The organism is Massilia sp. UYP11 (assembly GCF_050434805.1).
Taxonomy (GTDB): Bacteria; Pseudomonadota; Gammaproteobacteria; order Burkholderiales; family Burkholderiaceae_D; genus Telluria.
This window is the reverse complement of sequence record NZ_JBNDJE010000001.1, coordinates 18,392-37,336: the sequence shown is the minus strand read 5'-3', so window position 1 is coordinate 37,336 and position 18,945 is coordinate 18,392. Positions and strand designations below refer to the sequence as shown.

Annotated in this window: 16 protein-coding genes; 12 read left to right on the top strand and 4 right to left on the bottom strand. The window is 63.8% G+C overall.

Annotation, left to right across the window (positions count from 1 at the left end):
• Nucleotides 1-17: 17 nt before the first annotated feature.
• The 3 genes from ABIB38_RS00185 (at nt 18) to infA (ending at nt 2,648) form a co-directional block, all read left to right on the top strand.
• Nucleotides 18-1,676, top strand: a complete 1,659-nt coding sequence (locus ABIB38_RS00185; RefSeq protein ID WP_429200719.1) for an ATP-binding domain-containing protein — start codon at nt 18-20, stop codon at nt 1,674-1,676.
• A gap of 73 nt (nt 1,677-1,749) precedes the next feature.
• Nucleotides 1,750-2,007 (top strand): hypothetical protein, encoded by a 258-nt coding sequence (locus tag ABIB38_RS00180; protein WP_429200717.1) that lies wholly within the window; start codon nt 1,750-1,752, stop codon nt 2,005-2,007.
• Between the two features lie 374 nt (nt 2,008-2,381).
• Nucleotides 2,382-2,648 (top strand): translation initiation factor IF-1, encoded by a 267-nt coding sequence (gene infA / locus ABIB38_RS00175; RefSeq protein WP_005664553.1) that lies wholly within the window; start codon nt 2,382-2,384, stop codon nt 2,646-2,648.
• Between the two features lie 46 nt (nt 2,649-2,694).
• Here the strand turns inward: infA and leuA are convergent, their stop codons facing one another.
• The gene (gene leuA / locus ABIB38_RS00170) at nt 2,695-4,377 is read right to left on the bottom strand and encodes a 2-isopropylmalate synthase (RefSeq protein WP_429201772.1); all 1,683 of its coding nucleotides are present in this window, start codon (nt 4,375-4,377) and stop codon (nt 2,695-2,697) included.
• 568 nt (nt 4,378-4,945) lie between these two features.
• On the opposite strand from leuA, the gene ABIB38_RS00165 reads away from it, so the two are divergent.
• The 3 genes from ABIB38_RS00165 (at nt 4,946) to ABIB38_RS00155 (ending at nt 8,220) form a co-directional block, all read left to right on the top strand.
• A complete protein-coding gene (locus tag ABIB38_RS00165) occupies nt 4,946-6,073 on the top strand; it encodes a hypothetical protein (RefSeq protein WP_429200715.1) in 1,128 nt (375 codons plus the stop codon).
• Nucleotides 6,074-6,269: 196 nt separating this feature from the next.
• Nucleotides 6,270-6,572 (top strand): hypothetical protein, encoded by a 303-nt coding sequence (locus tag ABIB38_RS00160; protein ID WP_429200714.1) that lies wholly within the window; start codon nt 6,270-6,272, stop codon nt 6,570-6,572.
• Nucleotides 6,573-6,933: 361 nt separating this feature from the next.
• Nucleotides 6,934-8,220 (top strand): MFS transporter, encoded by a 1,287-nt coding sequence (locus tag ABIB38_RS00155; RefSeq protein ID WP_429200712.1) that lies wholly within the window; start codon nt 6,934-6,936, stop codon nt 8,218-8,220.
• Nucleotides 8,221-8,276: 56 nt separating this feature from the next.
• Here ABIB38_RS00155 and gyrB read toward each other — a convergent pair whose 3' ends face one another.
• From gyrB to dnaA, 3 genes are all read right to left on the bottom strand, one after another.
• Nucleotides 8,277-10,778: a DNA topoisomerase (ATP-hydrolyzing) subunit B gene (gene gyrB / locus ABIB38_RS00150; RefSeq protein ID WP_429200710.1), complete on the bottom strand. Its 2,502-nt coding sequence runs from the start codon at nt 10,776-10,778 to the stop codon at nt 8,277-8,279.
• 205 nt (nt 10,779-10,983) lie between these two features.
• Nucleotides 10,984-12,090 (bottom strand): DNA polymerase III subunit beta, encoded by a 1,107-nt coding sequence (gene dnaN / locus ABIB38_RS00145; RefSeq protein WP_005664571.1) that lies wholly within the window; start codon nt 12,088-12,090, stop codon nt 10,984-10,986.
• A gap of 96 nt (nt 12,091-12,186) precedes the next feature.
• Complete coding sequence (gene dnaA, locus ABIB38_RS00140) at nt 12,187-13,608, bottom strand: chromosomal replication initiator protein DnaA (protein ID WP_429200707.1); 1,422 nt, start codon at nt 13,606-13,608, stop codon at nt 12,187-12,189.
• A 365-nt stretch (nt 13,609-13,973) separates the two neighbouring features.
• On the opposite strand from dnaA, the gene rpmH reads away from it, so the two are divergent.
• From rpmH to ABIB38_RS00110, 6 genes are all read left to right on the top strand, one after another.
• A complete protein-coding gene (gene rpmH, locus ABIB38_RS00135) occupies nt 13,974-14,108 on the top strand; it encodes a 50S ribosomal protein L34 (RefSeq protein WP_040378179.1) in 135 nt (44 codons plus the stop codon).
• A gap of 31 nt (nt 14,109-14,139) precedes the next feature.
• Nucleotides 14,140-14,538 (top strand): ribonuclease P protein component, encoded by a 399-nt coding sequence (gene rnpA / locus ABIB38_RS00130; protein ID WP_429200704.1) that lies wholly within the window; start codon nt 14,140-14,142, stop codon nt 14,536-14,538.
• On the top strand, nt 14,535-14,798 hold the full coding sequence (gene yidD / locus ABIB38_RS00125) for a membrane protein insertion efficiency factor YidD (protein WP_123067961.1): 264 nt from the start codon (nt 14,535-14,537) through the stop codon (nt 14,796-14,798). The genes rnpA and yidD overlap by 4 nt, the downstream gene beginning before the upstream one ends.
• Before the next feature lie 8 nt (nt 14,799-14,806).
• Nucleotides 14,807-16,498 carry a membrane protein insertase YidC gene (yidC, locus tag ABIB38_RS00120; RefSeq protein ID WP_429200701.1) on the top strand — a complete coding sequence of 564 codons (1,692 nt, stop codon included), beginning with the start codon at nt 14,807-14,809 and terminating at the stop codon, nt 16,496-16,498.
• A gap of 246 nt (nt 16,499-16,744) precedes the next feature.
• Complete coding sequence (gene mnmE / locus ABIB38_RS00115; RefSeq protein WP_429200699.1) at nt 16,745-18,124, top strand: tRNA uridine-5-carboxymethylaminomethyl(34) synthesis GTPase MnmE; 1,380 nt, start codon at nt 16,745-16,747, stop codon at nt 18,122-18,124.
• A 41-nt stretch (nt 18,125-18,165) separates the two neighbouring features.
• On the top strand, nt 18,166-18,747 hold the full coding sequence (locus tag ABIB38_RS00110; RefSeq protein WP_429200698.1) for a DUF1439 domain-containing protein: 582 nt from the start codon (nt 18,166-18,168) through the stop codon (nt 18,745-18,747).
• The last annotated feature ends 198 nt before the right edge of the window (nt 18,748-18,945 follow it).

Genomic DNA, 18,945 nt, shown 5'->3' with positions numbered 1-18,945 from the left:
TAACGCTTGCGGACACCATGGCCCATATCCAACCTGCCGGCTGGCGCGAGATGGCGGTCACCGGCGCCGCCGCGCGCGAGATCGAAACCCTGGCCTATCTCGAGCAGCGCCTGGCCGACACCCCCTACGTCATTTACCACGGCGTGCACTGGACCAACGTCGAGCAGGGTTACTCGGTGTATGGCGACGTCGACTTCATCGTGCTCGCCCCGAACGGCCGCATGCTGGTGATCGAGCAGGTGGCCGGCTTTCTCAACGAGACCCCGGAAGGCCTGGTGAAAAGCTACCAGGGTAAACCGCGCAAGATCCGCAGCCAGATCCTGGCGACCGTCGAGGGGCTGACCAAGCGCTACCATGGCGCGCTGTCGGTCGACTATCTGCTGTACTGCCCCGACTACATCGTGCGCGACCAGCAGCTGGCCGGGATCGATCCCGACCACATCATCGACGCCACCAGCAAGCCGCGGCTGGCGCGGGTGATCCGCGAGTCGCTGCCGGTCACCGACCGCACCGACGACTTCGACAAGGTCACGCGCTTCCTGGGCGACACGCTGAACCTGCGGCCCGACCCGAGCGCCATGATCGGCAACGCGGTGAACATGGTGACGCGGCTGTCGGGCGGCCTGGCGACATGGGCCCGACGGCTCGAATTCGCGCCGTTCCGCCTGCATGTGATCGGCACCGCCGGCAGCGGCAAGACCCAGCTGGCGCTGGCCGAATACACGGCCGCGCTCGACGCCGGCCTGCGTCCGCTCTACGTCTGCTTCAACCGGCCGCTGGCCGACCACATCGAGCGCCTGGCGCCGGCCGGCGGACGGGTGGCCACCTTCCACATGCTGTCCGACGCCTGGCTGCGCGCGCAGGACGTCACGCCCGACTATGGCGCGGCGGACGTCTGGGACCGCATCGAACACTCGATGACGGACGCCGAGCTGCCCGAGACCTGGCAGTTCGACGTGGTGATCGTCGACGAGGGCCAGGACTTCTCGGTGGCCTGGCGCGACATCGTGCTGCGCATGCTCAAGCCGGGCGCGCGCGCGATCTGGATGGAAGACCCGGACCAGAACCTGTACGGCCGCGCGATGGTGCCGCTGCCGGGCTGGGTCACCCTGCATTCGCATACCAACTACCGCAGCCCGCGCCAGATCGTCGACATGCTGACGGCGCTCGGCGCCGCGCGCCAGCCGGTGGAGGCGGGCAGTCCGTTCAAGGGCGCCGACATCGAGGAGCTGACGTATCCGGAAGGGGACGAAGAAGCGATGCTGGCGCAGACCCGGCGCGCCGTGACCTCGTGCCTGGCGGCCGGCTTCGGGCGCCAGGACATCGCGATCTGCGCGTTTCGCGGGCGGGAGAAATCGGCGATCCTGAGGCTCGACCGCCTGAGCGATTCGCACACGCTGCGCTCGTTCACGGGGGCCTATGACCTGTTCGGCAACCCGGTGTTTCGCGAAGGGGGCTTGCTGGCCGAATCGGTGTACCGCTTCAAGGGCCAGTCGGCGCCGGCGCTGATCTTCACCGAGATCGACTTCGAGGAACTGGACGAACGCGCGCTGCGCAAGCTCTTCGTCGGCATGACGCGCGCGCGCCTGAAACTGGTGCTGGTGATGAGCGAACGCGCCTCGCTGCAGATGCTGGACCGGATGAGCGGAATGGGCGGGACGAGCGGGACGGCGTGAAGCGCGCGCCGCCCGGAGCGCGCCGGCGTATAGTCGACACATCCGGCCATGTCGGCGGGGCACAGGAGGCAGCATGCGCGAAGCGACCCCGGGCACCACGTTCCACGGCCTGCCATTGACCGCCGAACAGCATAGCGAGATCCAGCACTATATCCACCGCCGGCTGCGCGCGGGCGAGGAGTGGGACACGCCGGAACTGCACGCCATGCTGGCCGACATGCTCGATCCGCCCGAGGCGGCCGTCCCTTCCCGACTCGACGACGATGCGTCGATCGTGGCCGAACGCTTCAGGGCCGGCCGCGACGACGGCGACGAACCGGCGCCGCTCTGACATCGGCGAAAATTATTTGTGCGCCGCACAAAGAAAGCTGTTATACTCGACCAATCGATCAGGCCACGCCTGGTCGAAAGTCCCCTGATCCGTGACCGCGCCTGTGCAGTGCGCGACTTTCCGGGGGACGTGTTTTCGGTATGTCAGTCAGCCTGTACAGCGGCCGCACCGCGCAGATAGCGCGGGCGTCCATAGCTCCGGCACCACGCAGATAGCATGGGCGGGAGTGGCGATACATCGGTAATGCTTTGAAACGAAGCCCGCAGGATGCGGGCTTTTTTTTCATCCCTCTCCTGGCGCTCGATGCCGGGCCCAACGATCCCCCGCATCAACGACGCCCGAATCCTTCCGGCGGCGCACCCAGGAGAACCTGCATGGCAAAAGAAGAACTGATCGAAATGAACGGCCTAGTGTCGGAAGTGCTGCCGGAACTGCGTTTCCGCGTCGAGCTGGAAAACGGCCACAAGATGATCGCCTATACGGCCGGCCGCATGAAGAAGAACCACATCCGCATCCTGATGGGCGACCGCGTCACGCTCGAACTCTCGCCCTACGACCTGACCAAGGGCCGCATCGTGTTCCGCCACCTCGAGTCGCGCGGACCGGCCGGCCCGCGCCGCGCGCCGCAGCGCCGCCGCTGATCGACTGGCGGCGCCGGCAGGGCGCCGCGCGCCCTGTCCCCCTTCTTCAGGCCGCCAGCGCGGCCGAATTCTCTCCGCTGGCCGCCATGTGACGGTTCACCGCCGACAGCACCGACTTGAACGAAGCGGTCACGATATTGCTGTCGATGCCCACGCCGAACAGGGTCGGGCCATTGCCCACGCGCAGTTCGACGTAGCAGGCCGCGCGCGCATCGGCGCCCGAGCCGATCGCATGCTCGTGGTAGTCCATCAGGCGGATCTCCAGCCCCAGCGCACTCACGAAAGCGTCGATCGGACCGTTGCCGGTGCCGGCGAAGGTTTGCTGCGCATGGTGGCGCGCCACGGTCACGTCGAGCTGCACGTCATGCTCGCTGTCCTCGACCATGCGGTGCGAGATGTAGTGATACGGTTCGACCTGCTCCAGGTATTCGCGCGCGAACAGCGCGTGCAGGTCGCCGGCGTTGATCTCGCGGCCGCTTTCGTCGGCCACGCGCTGCACGGCGCGCGAAAACTCGATCTGCAAGCGGCGCGGAAGCTGCAGGCCGTATTCCTGTTCCAGCAGATAGGCCATGCCGCCCTTGCCCGACTGGCTGTTGACGCGGATGACGGCGTCGTAGCTGCGGCCCAGGTCGGCCGGGTCGATCGGCAGGTACGGCACTTCCCAGAGTGCGTCGGGCTGCTGCTTGGCGAAGCCCTTCTTGATCGCGTCCTGGTGCGAGCCCGAGAAGGCGGTGAACACCAGGTCGCCCGCATACGGATGGCGCGGGTGCACCGGCAACTGGTTGCAGTCTTCCACCAGCTGGCGCACGGCGTCGATGTCCGAGAAGTCCAGGCCCGGATTGACGCCCTGCGTGTACAGGTTCATCGCCAGGGTGACCAGGTCGACGTTGCCGGTGCGCTCGCCGTTACCAAACAGGCAGCCCTCGACACGGTCGGCGCCGGCCATCACCGCCAGCTCGGCGGCGGCGACCGCGGTGCCGCGATCATTGTGCGGGTGGACGCTGATCACCAGCGATTCGCGGTTGTTCAGGTGGCGGCACATCCATTCGATCTGATCGGCGTAGACGTTCGGCGTGGCCGCTTCCACGGTCGACGGCAGGTTGACGATCATCTTGTTGTCCGGCGTCGGCTGCCACACGGCGCTGACCGCATCGGTGATCTGCTTGGAAAAATCGAGTTCGGTGGTCGAGAACGATTCCGGCGAATACTCCAGGCCCCATTGGGTCTGCGGATGCTGGGCCACCAGGTCCTTGATCAGCTGGACGCCCTTGACCGCGATCTGCACGATCTCGTCGCGCTCCATGCCGAACACCACGCGGCGGAACACCGGCGCCACCGAGTTGTAGACGTGGACGATGGCGCGCTTGGCGCCGACCGCCGATTCCACCGTGCGGCGGATCAGCTCATCGCGCGACTGGGTCAGCACGATGATGGTCACGTCGTCCGGAATGTGCTTGTCTTCCACCAGCATGCGCACGAAGTCGAAGTCGGTCTGCGAGGCGGATGGGAAGCCGACCTCGATCTCCTTGATGCCGATCTTGACCAGCATCTTGAAGAAGCGCAGCTTCTTCTCGACGCTCATCGGCTCGATCAATGCCTGGTTACCGTCGCGCAGGTCGGTGCTCATCCAGATCGGCGGCGTGGTGATGGCGCGGCTCGGCCACTGGCGGTCGGTCAACGGGACGGCGGGGAAAGGGCGGTATTTGGTGGCGGGGTTGTTCAGCATGATCGGGGCTCCTGATGGGGTGGTCACTGGGCGACCTTGTAGGTCTGAGAGGTGGCGACAGGCTGCCGGACGGGCCACGAAAACGCTAGGCCCGGCAACCGATCGGTAGCTTTAGCAGCAGGCGGATGCCTGCGCGCGAGCCGGCCGCCACGGCGAACCCGGTGGGGACATTCGGTGGTGCGAAAAATGGCGTGGTAGACATCGGTGCGAATCCTGCTGCTGTTGGGGCCGGCGGAGCCGGGACGTACGGCGAAGCGTTACGCGCGTAGTAGCAGGGCAGCCAGCGATAGCGCGCCGGCGGCTGGTAGGGTGGTCGACAGATGCAGGGTGAAAGACATAATTTCGACTTTAAGGAACTCCCGACCGTATGTCAAGCGGGAAATAGCCGATTGCGGAAAAGAAAGTATGGGGAATTCAATATCTTGTTGAACGGGGACGGCACGGCGAAAGTGTCGCTTTGGCGCCGTTCTAGAGCGGCGGCGCCGCATTTTATGCTGGCGTCATGGCTGAGAGGCGCAGCGGGTGGTTTGCTGCGTGATAGCATCGAAGACGGACCTTCCTGGAGAGATTCATGACCCGCCGTGCCGTGACCGCTACCTCCCTCAATAATGCCCTCGATACTGCCCGCCTTCGGCTCAAGCTGTGCGGCGCCGCCGCGCTGATGCTGCTGTGCTCCGCCTGTGGCGACGGCATACCGAAGGACGAAGACGGTGGGGATGGCGGCGAAGCGCCCCCACCGCAGGCCGCGCTGTCGATCCTGGCGGGCGATCCGACGGTCGAGGGCACGATGGACGGCACCGGTGCGGCTGCGCGCTTCAAATCGCCGCATGGCATTGCGATCGATGCCGATGGCAATCTGTATGTCGCCGACACCGGCAACTTCGTCATTCGCAAGATCACGCCGGCCGGCGTGGTCACGACGGTGGCCGGGGCGGCCGGCACCAGCGGCCTGGTCGATGGCGACGCGGGCAATGCCCGCTTCAGCGATCCGGTGGCCGTGGCGGTCAACCGGCGCGGCACCATCTATGTGGCCGATAATCTGCGCATCCGGAGCATTACTTCCGCTGGACGCGTCAGCACCACGGCGACGATTCCGATCGGGAGCAATGTCAGCGCGGGCCGGCTGGATTCCGTGGTGCCCGGCGCGATCGCGGTCGATGCCAACGACAACCTGTTCATCACCAATAGCTACAGTACACGCAGGATTGCGGGGGGCGAGACGCTGATGCTGGAAGGTCAATCCGTCGTGAACGACCTGACTGGCGTGAGCCAGTTCGAGCCGCGCGGCGTGACGGTGGACAACAACAACAACGTGTTCGTGTTCGACCTGAATCGCCAGATCAGCCGCTGGAACCCGAATGGCTTTATCGGCGTCAACAACATGATCCCGCTGGCCGGTGCGCCGAATGCCCGGGGATCGATCAACGGCATCGGCAACGCCGCGCGCTTCGAGCAGGTGGTGGCGCTGACGGTCGACCCGCGCGGCAATGTGTACGCCGCCGATGCGATCAACAACCTGGTGCGCAGGATCACGCCGGAGGGCGTGGTCACGACGGTGGCGGGATCGACGCGCTCGACGACCCTGCGCACCGGCGACCTGCCGGGCAGCCTGGCCGACGTGCGCGGCATCGTCACGGACGGCAAGGGTAATCTGTATGTCACGTCCGGCAATGCGGTGGTCAAGATCAGGCTGCCGTAGGCGCTGACCCGCATCTTCGGATGATCGTGCAAGCTTCCCGGATGATCGCGCTAACGCGCGCTGGCGCGTGCGCCTCCGTGGAGCGGCATGAATTTGCAGCTCCATCGGGTAGGTGAAAGCTACGGTGTCATCAAATACAACCGACGTGGACGAGACGAGCCACATTGGGCTGACAATGGTGCTTGAGGAGCCTACCGTGAAGACAATCACGCTCTTGCTGCTGCTCACCTGTCTATCTCTTCACGCTGCTGAACGTATGCCAAGTGACGTGTCGGCCTTCGTCGAGCGAAGAGACGCTTGCGACCACTTCCGCGGTGAGATACCGGAACCGCAGGATATCGAGCGAATGAAGGAGGTGAGTCGTCAGATCGACAAGTTTTGCCGTGGCACGGACGCAAGGCTTGCCCGTCTCAAGAAAAAGTACGGCGACAATCCGGTTGTCCTGAGACGTCTGAATGAATATGAGGATCAGATCGAGCCGAAAAGCCGTGCGCATTAGTCGCGCGCGGCTTTTCGCTCGACAATGACATCACATCAGTCTTTGCAGCCGCTTGCACGCGGCGCAGGAAATCGGTATTGGCATCGGGAAGCGTGTTTCGGTGGAGGCGCATACCAAGTCCTTCTCACATGATACTGGTCGCTCTCGCTATGGCGTCAGTGAGTGAGCAGGAATCGAACTCCTCGAGAATGGTCGCATTGTGGACGTTGGCAGGTGCGCTGGCTTTCGCGCGATTGGGCGTCCTGCACAGCCCGGAGCGGATGGCAGCGCGGGATGTGCATGCTGCAGCCGCTGTGTTGCAAACATGCCATGGAGAAAAAAGGCGTAACCGGTGACTGGTGTCGTTTGATACCATCCCGAAATGAACGTTACCCCTACTTACCTGACCGCAACGCCGCGCATCCGCTACCGCCAGAACCTGGCACTGGTGCTGCTGGTCGTCACCGGCGTCATCAACTATCTGGACCGCGCCACACTGGCCGTCGCCAATGAATTCATCCGCGCCGACCTCGGCCTCTCGCTTGGCGAGATGGGCGTGCTGCTGTCGGCCTTCTCGTGGAGCTATGCGCTGTGCCAGCTGCCGGTCGGCGCGCTGGTCGACAAGATCGGGCCGCGCTGGCTGCTTGGCGCGGGACTGGTGGTCTGGTCGCTGGCCCAGGCCGCGGGCGGACTCGTCTCCACCTTCGGCTGGTTCGTGCTGGCGCGCGTCGTGCTGGGCATCGGCGAGGCGCCGCAATTCCCGGCCGCGGCGCGGGTGGTGAGCAACTGGTTCCCCTTGCGTGCACGCGGCACGCCGACGGGCATCTATAACTCGGCCTCGCCGCTGGGTTTCGCGCTGGCGCCCTTGTGCCTGTCGCCGCTGATCGCCGCGACCAGCTGGCACTGGGCCTTCTTCATCACTGGCGCGCTGGGCATCGTCGCGGCCATCGTCTGGGTCATGCTGTATCGCGATCCGGTGCGCGAAGAGTTGACCGACGCCGAGCGTGCCTACCTGGACGAAGGCCAGGCCTCGGAGGCCGCGCCGGCAACGGGCTTCGCGTCCTGGCGCGCGCTGTTCCGCCAGCGCGCCACCTGGGGCATGCTGCTTGGCTTCTTCGGATCGGTCTATTTGAACTGGGTGTTCCTTACCTGGCTGCCGGGCTACCTGCGCACGGAACGTCAGATGGACGTGGCCTATGTCGGCGTGGCGGCGACGATTCCCTTCCTGTGCGGTTTCCTGGGCGCGCTGTCGGCCGGCTGGGCGTCGGACCAGATCACCCGCCGCGCGAAATCGGTCGTCGCAGGTCGTCGGACGGCGGTGGTGCTGTCGATGCTGGGCATGGTGGCGTTCACGATTCCCGCCGCGCTGGTCGAGAGCAATACCGCGGCGATTGCCTGTATTTCGGTCGTGATTTTCCTGGCCAATGCGGCGTCGGCCTGTTCGTGGTCGCTGGTGACCGCGGTGGCGCCGCGCAGCCGCATTGCCTCGCTGGGGGCGATCCAGAACTTTGGCGGCTTTATCGGCGGCGCCCTGGCGCCGATCTTTACCGGCTATATTGCGCAGGGCTGGTCGTTCGTGCCGGCCTTGCTGACGGGCGCCGGCATTGCCTTCCTTGGCGCGATGTCGTACCAGTTCCTGGTGGTGCGGCCGATACCCGAGCAGGATTGAACAGCAATAAAAAACGGCCTCACGAAGAGGCCGTTTTGACTTGAAGCGCAATACGCTTAAACGTCGATATTGCCAGCTCGCAGCGCATTGGTCTCAATGAAGTTACGGCGCGGCTCGACGTCATCCCCCATCAGCGTCGTAAAGATCTGATCCGCCGCGATCGCATCCTCGATCTGCACCTTGAGCAAACGACGCACGGTCGGATCCATCGTGGTCTCCCACAACTGCTCCGGATTCATCTCGCCCAGACCTTTATAGCGCTGCTTGGACACGCCACGTTCGGCTTCTTCACGCAGCCATTCCATCGCTTGATGGAAATCGCGCACCGCGAATTCCTTCATGCGCTCGCCTTCGCCGCGGCGCACGATCGCGCCTTCGCCCATCAGACCCTGGAAGGTGGCGGCCGAATCGGCCAGCACGCCGTAATCGGCGCCGGCCACGAAGTCGGCGTCGATCGCGGTCACCTGCACGTTGCCGTGGTAGATGCGTTCGATGCGCAGGCCGTGTTTTTCGGACAGCTCGTCCGACTTCACCTTGACCTTCACCGCCGGATCGTTGATCGCCGCTTCCATCGCCTTGGCCGACGCTTCCGCGCTCTCGAGCGTCGTCAGGTCCAGTGCTACGCCGCCGCTGAAGATCGCGGTCAGCGCAGCGCGGTCGATCACGCGCGCCAGGCGCATCATGATGGCGTTGGCCAGGTTGTACTTGCGCGCCAGCTCGGTCAGCGCCTCGCCGGTCACCGGCTCGGCGCCTTCGCGTGGAATCAGCGACGCGGTGTTCAGCGCCACGTTCATCATGTAGCTGGCCTCTTCGACGTCATCCTTCAGGTAACGCTCGTCGCGGCCGGCCTTGACCTTGTACAGCGGCGGTTGCGCGATATAGATGTGGCCACGTTCCACCAGCTGCGGCATCTGGCGGTAGAACAGGGTCAGTAGCAGCGTACGGATGTGGGCGCCGTCGACGTCCGCATCGGTCATGATGATGATGCGGTGGTAGCGCAGCTTGTCGACGTTGAATTCGTCCGGGCCGATCGAGGTGCCCAGCGTCGCGATCAGGGTCGTGATCTGTTCCGACGACAGCATCTTCTCGAAGCGCGCCTTTTCCACGTTCAGCACCTTGCCGCGCAGCGGCAGGATCGCCTGGAACTTGCGGTCGCGGCCCTGCTTGGCCGAACCGCCCGCCGAGTCACCCTCGACGATGTACAGCTCGGCCAGCGCCGGGTCGCGTTCCTGGCAGTCGGCCAGCTTGGAGGACAGGCCCAGGCCGTCCATGATGCCCTTGCGGCGGGTCAGGTCGCGCGCCTTGCGCGCCGCTTCGCGGGCGCGGGCGGCTTCGACGATCTTGCCGCAGATGATCTTGGCGTCGTTCGGCTTTTCCATCAGGAAGTCGGTGAGCGTCTTGGCGACGATTTCCTCGACCGGGCCGCGCACCTCCGACGACACCAGCTTATCCTTGGTCTGCGACGAGAACTTCGGCTCGGGCACTTTCACAGACAGCACGCAGGTCAGGCCTTCGCGCATGTCGTCGCCCGAGATCTCGACCTTGGCCTTCTTGGCGAAGTCGTGCTCGTCGATGTACTTGTTGATCACGCGCGTCATCGCCGCGCGCAGGCCGGTCAGGTGGGTGCCGCCGTCGCGCTGCGGGATGTTGTTGGTGAAGCACAGCACCTGCTCGTTGAACGAATCGTTCCACTGCATCGACACGTCGACCGAGATATTCGTGTTCTGGTCCGACATGCGGTCGCCCGTTGCCTGGAACACGGTCGGGTGCAGCACGGTCTTGGCCTTGTTGATGTACTCGACGAAGCCGCGGGTGCCGCCTTCGAAGGCGAACAGCTCTTCCTTGCCGGTGCGCTGGTCGGTCAGCTTGATGCTGACGCCATTGTTCAGGAACGACAGTTCGCGGATACGCTTCGCCAGGATTTCGTAGTGGAACTCCACCAGCGTGAAGATCGTTTCATCGGCCCAGAAATGCACCTCGGTGCCGCGCTTGTCGGTTTCGCCGATCACCTTCATCGGCGAGACCTCGAAGCCGTCGCGGATCTCGATCAGGCGATCCACCGGGACGCCGCGCGTGAATTCCATCTGGTGCACCTTGCCGTTCTGGCGCACGGTCACGCGCAGCAGCTTTGACAGTGCGTTCACGCAAGATACGCCGACGCCGTGCAGGCCGCCCGACACTTTATAGGAGTTCTGGTTGAACTTGCCGCCGGCGTGCAGCTCGGTCAGGGCGATCTCGGTCGCCGAGCGCTTCGGCTCGTGCTTGTCGTCCATCTTGACGCCGGTCGGGATGCCGCGGCCGTTGTCGGTGATCGAAATCGAGTTATCGGAGTGGATCGTGACGTGGATCTCGGTGCAATAACCTGCCAGCGCTTCGTCGATCGAGTTGTCGAGGACCTCGAACACCAGGTGGTGCAGGCCGGTGCCGTCCGAGGTGTCGCCGATATACATGCCCGGGCGCTTGCGCACCGCTTCCAGGCCTTCCAGGATCTGGATCGAGGCGGCGCCGTATTCATCCGCCACTTCGACGGGCTTTTCTGCTGGGATATTCTCGGACATGGACTGCTTTCTATAAAACGGGTGGATCCGGTTGCCTGCGGCTAGCTGGCTTCAACACTGGCCTGCAACCCCGGAACCGTCGTTCCCGCGCAGGCGGGAACCCAAGATTGCTGGCGGATCACACCGCACTTGGATTCCCGCCTGCGCGGGAATGACGGGTTTAAGCTAACGCATGACTCTTCGCGATGCCGTCGAGCCAACCTTCTTAGATACGCATCGGCATGACGACGTACTTGAAGTCGCCATTGTCGGGAATCGAGATCAGCGCCGACGAATTCGAGTCGCCCAGGGCGATGTTCACCTGGTCGCACTTCAGGTTGTTCAGCACGTCGAGCAGGTACGTGACGTTAAAGCCGATGTCGATCGCGTCGCCGCCGTAGTCGATTTCGAGTTCTTCGACCGCTTCTTCCTGGTCGGCATTGGTCGAGCTGATCTTCATGACGCCCGGCTCGATGATGCAGCGCACGCCCTTGAATTTATCGCTGGTCATGATCGCGGCGCGCTGCAGCGAGCGCAGCAGTTCATCGCGGCTGATCGTGAAGTCGTTCTTGTACCCCTTCGGGATCACGCGGGTGTAGTCAGGGAATTTGCCCTCAACCAGTTTCGAGACCAGCTCGATGTCGGCGAAGGTCAGTTTCACCTGCGAGGCCGCGATGTCCAGGCGCACGGTTTCATCGCTTTCTTCCAGCAGGCGCTGCAGCTCGATGATGGTCTTGCGCGGGATGATGACTTCCTGGCGCTCGAACTGCTGCTCGGTCTCCACCTGGCAGAACGCCAGGCGGTGGCCGTCCGTTGCTACGGCAATGATATTGCTGCCGTCGAGCACCAGGAGCAGGCCGTTCAGGTAGTAACGGATGTCCTGCTGGGCCATCGAGAAGTACACCATATTGAACAGGTGCTTCAGCGTTTTCTGCGGCAGGGTCACCGAGGCGTTGTAGCTGTCGGCCACCGAGACGGTCGGGAATTCCTCGGCCGCCAGGGTCTGCAGCGCGAAGCGCGACTTGCCGCTCTGGACCGCCAGGCGCTTGTTCTGCAGGGTCATGGTGACGTCGCCCGATTCCGGCAGCGCGCGCAGGATGTCGAGCAGTTTACGCGCGGCCACCGTGGTGCCGGTCACGTCGTCGCCCGAGCCGATATTGGCGTGCGTGGTGATCTGCACTTCGGTGTCGGTCGACAGGAAGGACACGCTCTCGCCGGTCTTGCGAATGAGGATATTGGCCAGAATCGGCATAGTGTGCCGACGCTCGACAATACCACTCACGATCTGCAGTGGCCGGAGAAGCGTATCTCGGGTGGTTTTGACCAATTGCATAGTTATCCTCAGTACGTTTGAAAGGTGATGTGTTACTAAAGCGATATTGTGCCATTGCCTGAGGCAAACACAAAAATTCCGCTCAAGGGCAGAAAATTAACCCTTGAGCGTCTGTTCCAGCACGTGCAGCTCGTGGTTGCACTCCGGATTCTTCTGGCGGTCGCCGGCGATCTTGCGCACCGCGTGCAGCACGGTCGTGTGGTCGCGGCCGCCGAACAGTTCGCCGATCTCCGGAAGACTCTTTTGCGTGAGTTCTTTTGCCAGGTACATGGCGATCTGGCGCGGACGAGCGATGTTCGCCGGCCGGCGCTTCGAATACATGTCCGCGACCTTGATGTTGAAGAAGTCAGCCACCGTCTTCTGGATGTTTTCCACCGAGATCTGACGGTTCTGCACTGACAGCAGATCCTTGAGCGCTTCCTTCACCACGTCGATGGTGATGTCCTTGCCGTGGAAGCGCGAGTAGGCCAGGATCTTGCGCAGTGCGCCTTCGAGTTCGCGCACGTTCGAGCGCAGGTGCTTGGCCACGAAGAAGGCGACGTCGTCCGACAGGGTCACGTCTTCGGACTGCGCTTTTTTCAAGAGGATCGCCACGCGCATCTCGAGCTCGGGCGGCTCGATCGCCACCGTCAGGCCGGAATCGAAGCGCGAGATCAGGCGGTCGTCCATGCCCGTGATCTCTTTCGGATAGGTGTCCGAGGTGATGATGATCTGCTTCTTGGCCGCGATCAGCGCCTCGAACGCATAGAAGAACTCTTCCTGCGTCCGGCTCTTGCCTCCGAAGAATTGAATATCATCGATGAGGAGCATGTCGAGCGAGTGGTAGTAGTGCTTGAAATCGTCGAAGCCCTTGCGCTGATAGGCGGTGACGACGTCACGCACGTACTGCTCGGCGTGGATGTAGCGGATGCGCGCGTTCGGCTGGTCGGCCATGACCTGGTTGCCGATCGCATGGATCAGGTGGGTCTTGCCGAGGCCGACGCCGCCGTAGAAGAACAGCGGGTTGTACGACACGCCCGGGTTGTTGGCGACCTGGATCGCGGCAGCGCGCGCCAGCTGGTTGGCCTTACCGGTCACGAAGCTGTCGAACGTCAGCTCGGTGTTGATGCGGCTTTGCTCGCGCTTGGGCGAGTTGGCGATGTTCAGGTTCTGGTTCGGGCTCGGGCCGGCGGACGGGCTCGGGTTTTCGGCGCCAGGCGCGGGGCGCGGCGCATTGAAGTCGACCGTGGCCGAGTTGCCGGATGCGCCCGTGTCTACCGTCTTGCGGGCAGGATTGTTCTTTGGGTCGAGCACGAATTGCACCTCGACCGGCGCTTCCCAGTACTGGGCTGCCAGCTCGGTGATGCGAGTGGCGAACTGCGTCTTGACCCAGTCGAGCTTGAAGCGGTTCGGCGCAGCGATGCGCAGCTTGCCGTCTTCGTAGTCGAGGGCGACGAGCGGTTTGATCCACGCGCTGAATTGCTGCGGCGTGAGTTCGAGCTCAAGCTGCGCGGATGCTGTCTGCCAAAAATTTTCCATACTTCGCTTTTGATTCGTAACACGCTATTTTACCTGTCTCGGCCGAAGTTATCCACAGGCGCTGCACATATTTTCCGCCGAAATGACGAGCGAGGTCGACCCCTTGCCAAGCTGGAAACGCCTGTGGGCGGCGCTTGGTGAAACAACACCTGGCTTGACATGACGGTGTGAAATGGAGTCTAATTCAGGGTTCCCCGTCCGTGCGCCATGCCAGGCTGTGATTTTTCAGCGGCTGGTGGTTGGGCGACGAAAGACTTGCTGTGGCGTGACGCTGGTTTAACCTCGAGCGAAACTGTCATCGGCGCCGAATCTGACACGACGTCAGACCCGATTTTGCATCTTATTTTGCTTTAAGCGAGACCACCATGAAACGTACTTACCAACCTTCCGTCGTCCGTCGCAAGCGCACGCACGGCTTCCGCGCACGTATGGCTACCCGTGGTGGCCGTCAAGTCCTGAACGCTCGCCGCGCCAAAGGCCGCAAGCGTCTGGCTGTCTAAGTCACGCACCGCAGATCGATTGCGGTCGGTGATGACAGGCGAAGGTTCGCACGACTTCGCGCGCGCTCGGCGCATCGTTAAAACGGATGAATTTTCATCCGTTTTTCGTTTGCGGCCGACGCAAAAAACGGCGCATTTCGTGCTTTACACGCGTCCGAACTCCTTGCCGCATGCGCGGCTGGGCGTCGTTGCGGCCAAGCGTTTCGCGCCGCGCGCGGTGACCCGCAATACGATCAAGCGCATGACGCGAGAACTGTTCCGTACGAGCAGCCTGGCGTCGGTCGATTGCATCGTGCGCCTGTCGCGTCCCGTCAACGCCAAGGACGGCCCGGCCACCACGCGCGCCCTGAAGGCCGCGCTGAAGGTGGAACTGGCACGCCTGTTCGCATCGCAACAGCGGCCGCATTCCACCGCGGCCAGCACGCCATGAAGACGCTGCTCGTCTGGTTGCTTCGCGGCTACCAGTTGCTGCTGTCTCCGATGCTCGGGCCGCGCTGCCGGTTCTATCCCAGCTGTTCCAATTACGCAATCGAAGCGCTGCGCGTCCATGGCGCCGCACGCGGTTCCTGGCTGGCCGCGCGCCGCGTGGGCCGCTGCCATCCGTGGAATGCGGGTGGCGTCGACCCGGTGCCGCCGAAAGACGGCCCCAAGGAATCCCATTCAGCCGCTTGCGGTTGCAACCACTCCTGAAGACTCCAATGGAATTCAATAAACGTACTGTCCTGTGGATCGTGTTCGCCATCTCCCTGATTGTTCTCTGGAACAATTGGATGGTGGCTAACGGCAAGCAGTCGCTGTTCTCGGCGCAACCACCAGCGCAAGTCGCGCAGCAGAACAAGCCGGCGGATGTCCCAGCCGCGGCCCAGCCGGGCAGCGCCGCCGTGCCGGGTGCGCCCGCCGCCGCCGCCACTGCCGTGCCGGGCGCTCCTGCTCCTGCCGCTGCCCCGGCCGCGCCTTCCAGCCAGGTCGTCACCGTCACCACCGACGTGGTGAAAGTCGACATCGACTCGGTCGGCGGCGTCATCAAGCGCCTCGAGCTGCTGCACTATCCGGATCACTTTGACAAGACCAGGAACCAGGTCCTGTTCAACGTGAACGGCCCGAACGTCTACCTGGGCCAGACCGGCCTGATCGGCACCAGCGCCGCCGGCGTGCTGCCGAACCACACCACGCCGTTCACCGTCAAGTCGGCCCAGACCACGCTGGGCGGCAACAACCAGGCGCAGGTCGTGCTGGAAGCCGAGCAGGGCGGCGTGCGCCTGACCAAGACGCTGACCTTCCGCAAGGGTGACTACCTGATCGGCGTGCGTCATGACGTCACCAACATCAGCGCCGCGCCGGTCCAGCCGTCGCTGTACCTGCAGTTGCAGCACGACGGCAACAAGCCGGCCACCGATTCGTGGTTCATGCCGAGCTACACCGGCCCGACCCTGTACACCGACGCCGACAAGTACCAGAAGCTGACCTTCGAGGAAATCGAAAAGGGCAACGCCGATCACTCGACCAAGGCGGATAACGGCTGGGTCGCGCTCTCGCAGCACTTCTTCGTCTCGGCCTTCATCCCGGCCGACAAGGCGCCGCGCGATATCTTCACCAAGAAGATCGCCAACAACCTGTACGCGATCGGCACCGTGCAGTCGCTGGGCACCGTGGCGCCCGGCGCGACCGTGTCGACCGACACCCGCCTGTATTCGGGTCCGCAGGACGAGCAGATCCTGGAAACCATCACCCCGGGCCTGGAGCTGGTGAAGGACTACGGCATGCTGACCGTGATCGCCAAGCCGATCTTCTGGGTGATGACCCAGCTGTACTCGATGCTGGGCAACTGGGGCTGGACCATCGTCGCCCTGACCATCCTGATCAAGCTGGCCTTCTTCCCGCTGTCGGCCGCCGGCTACCGCAGCATGGCCAAGATGCGCGTGGTGACGCCGAAGATGCAGGCGATCCGCGAACGCTACAAGAGCGATCCGGCCAAGATGCAGCAGGCCACCATGGAGCTGTACAAGACCGAGAAGATCAACCCGCTGGGCGGCTGCCTGCCGATCCTGGTGCAGATGCCGGTGTTCTTCGCCCTGTACTGGGTGCTGCAGGCCTCGGTCGAGATGCGCGGCGCGCCATGGATCGGCTGGATCCAGGATCTGACCCAGCCCGACCCGTACTACATCCTGCCGGTGATCTACGCGGTGTCGATGTACATCACGACCAAGCTGAATCCGCAGCCGACCGATCCGGTGCAGGCCAAGATGATGCTGTTCATGCCGATCGCGTTCTCGGTGGTGTTCTTCTTCTTCCCGTCCGGCCTGGTGCTGTACTGGGTGGTCAACAACATCCTGTCGATCGCCCAGCAATGGGTCATCACCCGCAAGTTCGAGTCCGCCGCGGCCAAGTAATCCGCAGCCTTCTCGTGAAAAGCCCGCGCCTTGTGCGCGGGTTTTTTGTTTGTGGTCGATGCAGCCATTGTGGTGTGCACTGGCCTTGGATTCCCGCCTTCGCGGGAATGACGGTTTGACGGTAGCGGGCGACGGTCGATGCCTCGGCCTGCCGCTCATGCACGTCGTTCCCGCAAAGGCGGGAACCCAAGTGAGCGCGCATACCCGCCATACCCGCATCCACCTCGCATCCCTTACAATCCCCCCATGAAACTCGACACATCCCCCATCGCCGCCATCGCCACCGCCCCTGGCCGCGGCGGCATCGGCGTCGTGCGCGCCTCCGGCAAATCGCTGGGCTTCCTCGTCGACGCCCTGTTCCCCGGCGTGACCCTTGCCGCCCGCCACGCCACCTATCTGCCGTTCAAGGCCGCCAATGGCGACATCATCGACGAAGGTCTGGCCCTGTACTTCAAGGGGCCGCATTCCTATACCGGCGAGGACGTGCTCGAACTGCAGGGCCACGGCGGCCCGGTGGTGCTGCAGATGCTCCTGGGCCGGGTGCTGGAAGCCGGCGCGGCGTCAAGCCTGCGCCTGGCCGAGCCGGGCGAGTTCACGCGCCGCGCTTTTCTGAACGATAAACTGGACCTGGCCCAGGCCGAGGCGGTGGCCGACCTGATCGACGCCTCCACCGAAGCCGCCGCCAAGTCGGCCTCGCAATCGCTGTCGGGCGCCTTCTCGCAAGTGGTGCACACCCTGGTCGAGCGCACGATCAATCTGCGCATGCTGGTCGAGGCCACGCTCGACTTCCCGGAAGAAGAAATCGACTTCCTGGAAAAGTCGAACGCGCGCGGCCAGCTGGCCGGCATCATCGACGCGCTGGAAAACGTGTTCCGCCAGGCGGCGCAGGGCGCGCTGCTGCGCGAAGGGCTGAACGTGGTGCTGGTCGGGCAGCCCAATGTGGGCAAGTCCTCGCTGCTGAACGCGCTGGCCGGGGCCGAGGTGGCGATCGTCACGCCGATCGCCGGCACCACGCGCGACAAGGTGAGCGAGACGATCCAGATCGAGGGCATCCCGCTGAACATCATCGACACCGCGGGCATCCGCGCAGTGAGCGAAGAGATCGACGTGGTCGAGCGCATCGGCATCGAGCGCACCTGGGGCGAGGTCGGCAAGGCCGACGTGATCCTGCACCTGCTGGACGCGAATCTCGGCCCGAGCGCCGCCGACGAGGCGATCGTCGCGGCCTTCCCACCGAACGTGCCGGTGGTGCGCATCTGGAACAAGATCGACCTGTCGGGGCACAAGCCGTCGAAGGACGAGAGCGCGGACGCCGTTCACTTGTACCTGTCGGCGCACGAAAAGCTCGGCATCGACCTGCTGCGCGCCGAGCTGCTGCGCATCGCCGGCTGGCAGCAGACCGGAGAATCGCTGTACCTGGCGCGCGAACGGCACCTGATCGCCCTGCGCGCTGCGCGCAAACACCTGGAGCTGGCGCGCCGGCACGCGATGCAGGACGACCAGTCGCTCGACCTGTTTGCCGAAGAACTACGCCTGGCCCAGGATCGGCTGTCGAGCATTACAGGTCAGTTTACGCCGGATGATTTATTGGGCGTGATCTTCAGCCGCTTCTGTATCGGCAAGTAACGATCAACAGGCTTATGGCCGGCTCGTGCTAGGCTTGGCATATGGATCAATACACGCCACCTCATTCCTCCACGCCGATGCGGCGTACGGTGTTCAGGCTGGCCGCCATCGCGGTCGGCGCCAGCCTGCTCGCTTCCTGCTCCAGCCTGATCGGCCCGCGCCAGGTCGAGCTGCCGCTGCACAAGCTGCAGACCGGCCTGGACAAGCGCTTCCCCGTCAATGAGCGCCTGCTGGAATTGTTCGACATCCAGCTCACCCGTCCGCAACTGGCGATCCAGCCGGACCAGGACCGGGTCGCGCTGGCCGTCGAGGCTTCGGTTTCGCCGCCGTTCGCGCGCGCCTGGACCGGCAATATCGCGTTCTCGGGACGCCTGTACGTCGATCCGGGCCGCGCCGCCGTCATGATGGCCGAGCCGCGCGTCGACAGCCTGCGGCTCGGCAACGCCGAAGCCGAGCGTCAATTGACCCGGGTTGCCAACGGCCTGATCGACACCGTGGCGCGCGACATGCCGGTCTATACCTTCGACCAGGAAGACTTGCGTTATGCGGGTGTGCAATTCGTTCCCACGCGAATCCAGACCACCCGCAGCGGCCTGGTCGTGACGCTCGAACCGGCGAAATAAGCGGCGCATAACTAACGCAAACAAGTAGCGCACACAAGCGTGCATGCCGGCAGTTGTCATTACACTACGGTTTTTGGCGGTGCACCGTGGCTCGTGCAGCGGAAACGTTGCACCCATGTCAAATCACTCCATGGGCGCGGGGCAGGGGATTGCACCCGCCTGGCATTGGGCGCACACTGATACGCAACGAAAGTCGTG

Bases quoted from the DNA above. Each gene is read 5' to 3' on its own strand.
- ABIB38_RS00185 (WP_429200719.1), top strand. From the start codon at position 18: ATGGCCCATATCCAACCTGCCGGCTGGCGCGAGATGGCGGTCACCGGC.
- ABIB38_RS00180 (WP_429200717.1), top strand. From the start codon at position 1,750: ATGCGCGAAGCGACCCCGGGCACCACGTTCCACGGCCTGCCATTGACC.
- infA (WP_005664553.1), top strand. From the start codon at position 2,382: ATGGCAAAAGAAGAACTGATCGAAATGAACGGCCTAGTGTCGGAAGTG.
- ABIB38_RS00165 (WP_429200715.1), top strand. From the start codon at position 4,946: ATGACCCGCCGTGCCGTGACCGCTACCTCCCTCAATAATGCCCTCGAT.
- ABIB38_RS00155 (WP_429200712.1), top strand. From the start codon at position 6,934: ATGAACGTTACCCCTACTTACCTGACCGCAACGCCGCGCATCCGCTAC.
- gyrB (WP_429200710.1), bottom strand. From the start codon at position 10,778: ATGTCCGAGAATATCCCAGCAGAAAAGCCCGTCGAAGTGGCGGATGAA.
- dnaN (WP_005664571.1), bottom strand. From the start codon at position 12,090: ATGCAATTGGTCAAAACCACCCGAGATACGCTTCTCCGGCCACTGCAG.
- dnaA (WP_429200707.1), bottom strand. From the start codon at position 13,608: ATGGAAAATTTTTGGCAGACAGCATCCGCGCAGCTTGAGCTCGAACTC.
- rpmH (WP_040378179.1), top strand. From the start codon at position 13,974: ATGAAACGTACTTACCAACCTTCCGTCGTCCGTCGCAAGCGCACGCAC.
- rnpA (WP_429200704.1), top strand. From the start codon at position 14,140: ATGACAGGCGAAGGTTCGCACGACTTCGCGCGCGCTCGGCGCATCGTT.
- yidD (WP_123067961.1), top strand. From the start codon at position 14,535: ATGAAGACGCTGCTCGTCTGGTTGCTTCGCGGCTACCAGTTGCTGCTG.
- yidC (WP_429200701.1), top strand. From the start codon at position 14,807: ATGGAATTCAATAAACGTACTGTCCTGTGGATCGTGTTCGCCATCTCC.
- mnmE (WP_429200699.1), top strand. From the start codon at position 16,745: ATGAAACTCGACACATCCCCCATCGCCGCCATCGCCACCGCCCCTGGC.
- ABIB38_RS00110 (WP_429200698.1), top strand. From the start codon at position 18,166: ATGGATCAATACACGCCACCTCATTCCTCCACGCCGATGCGGCGTACG.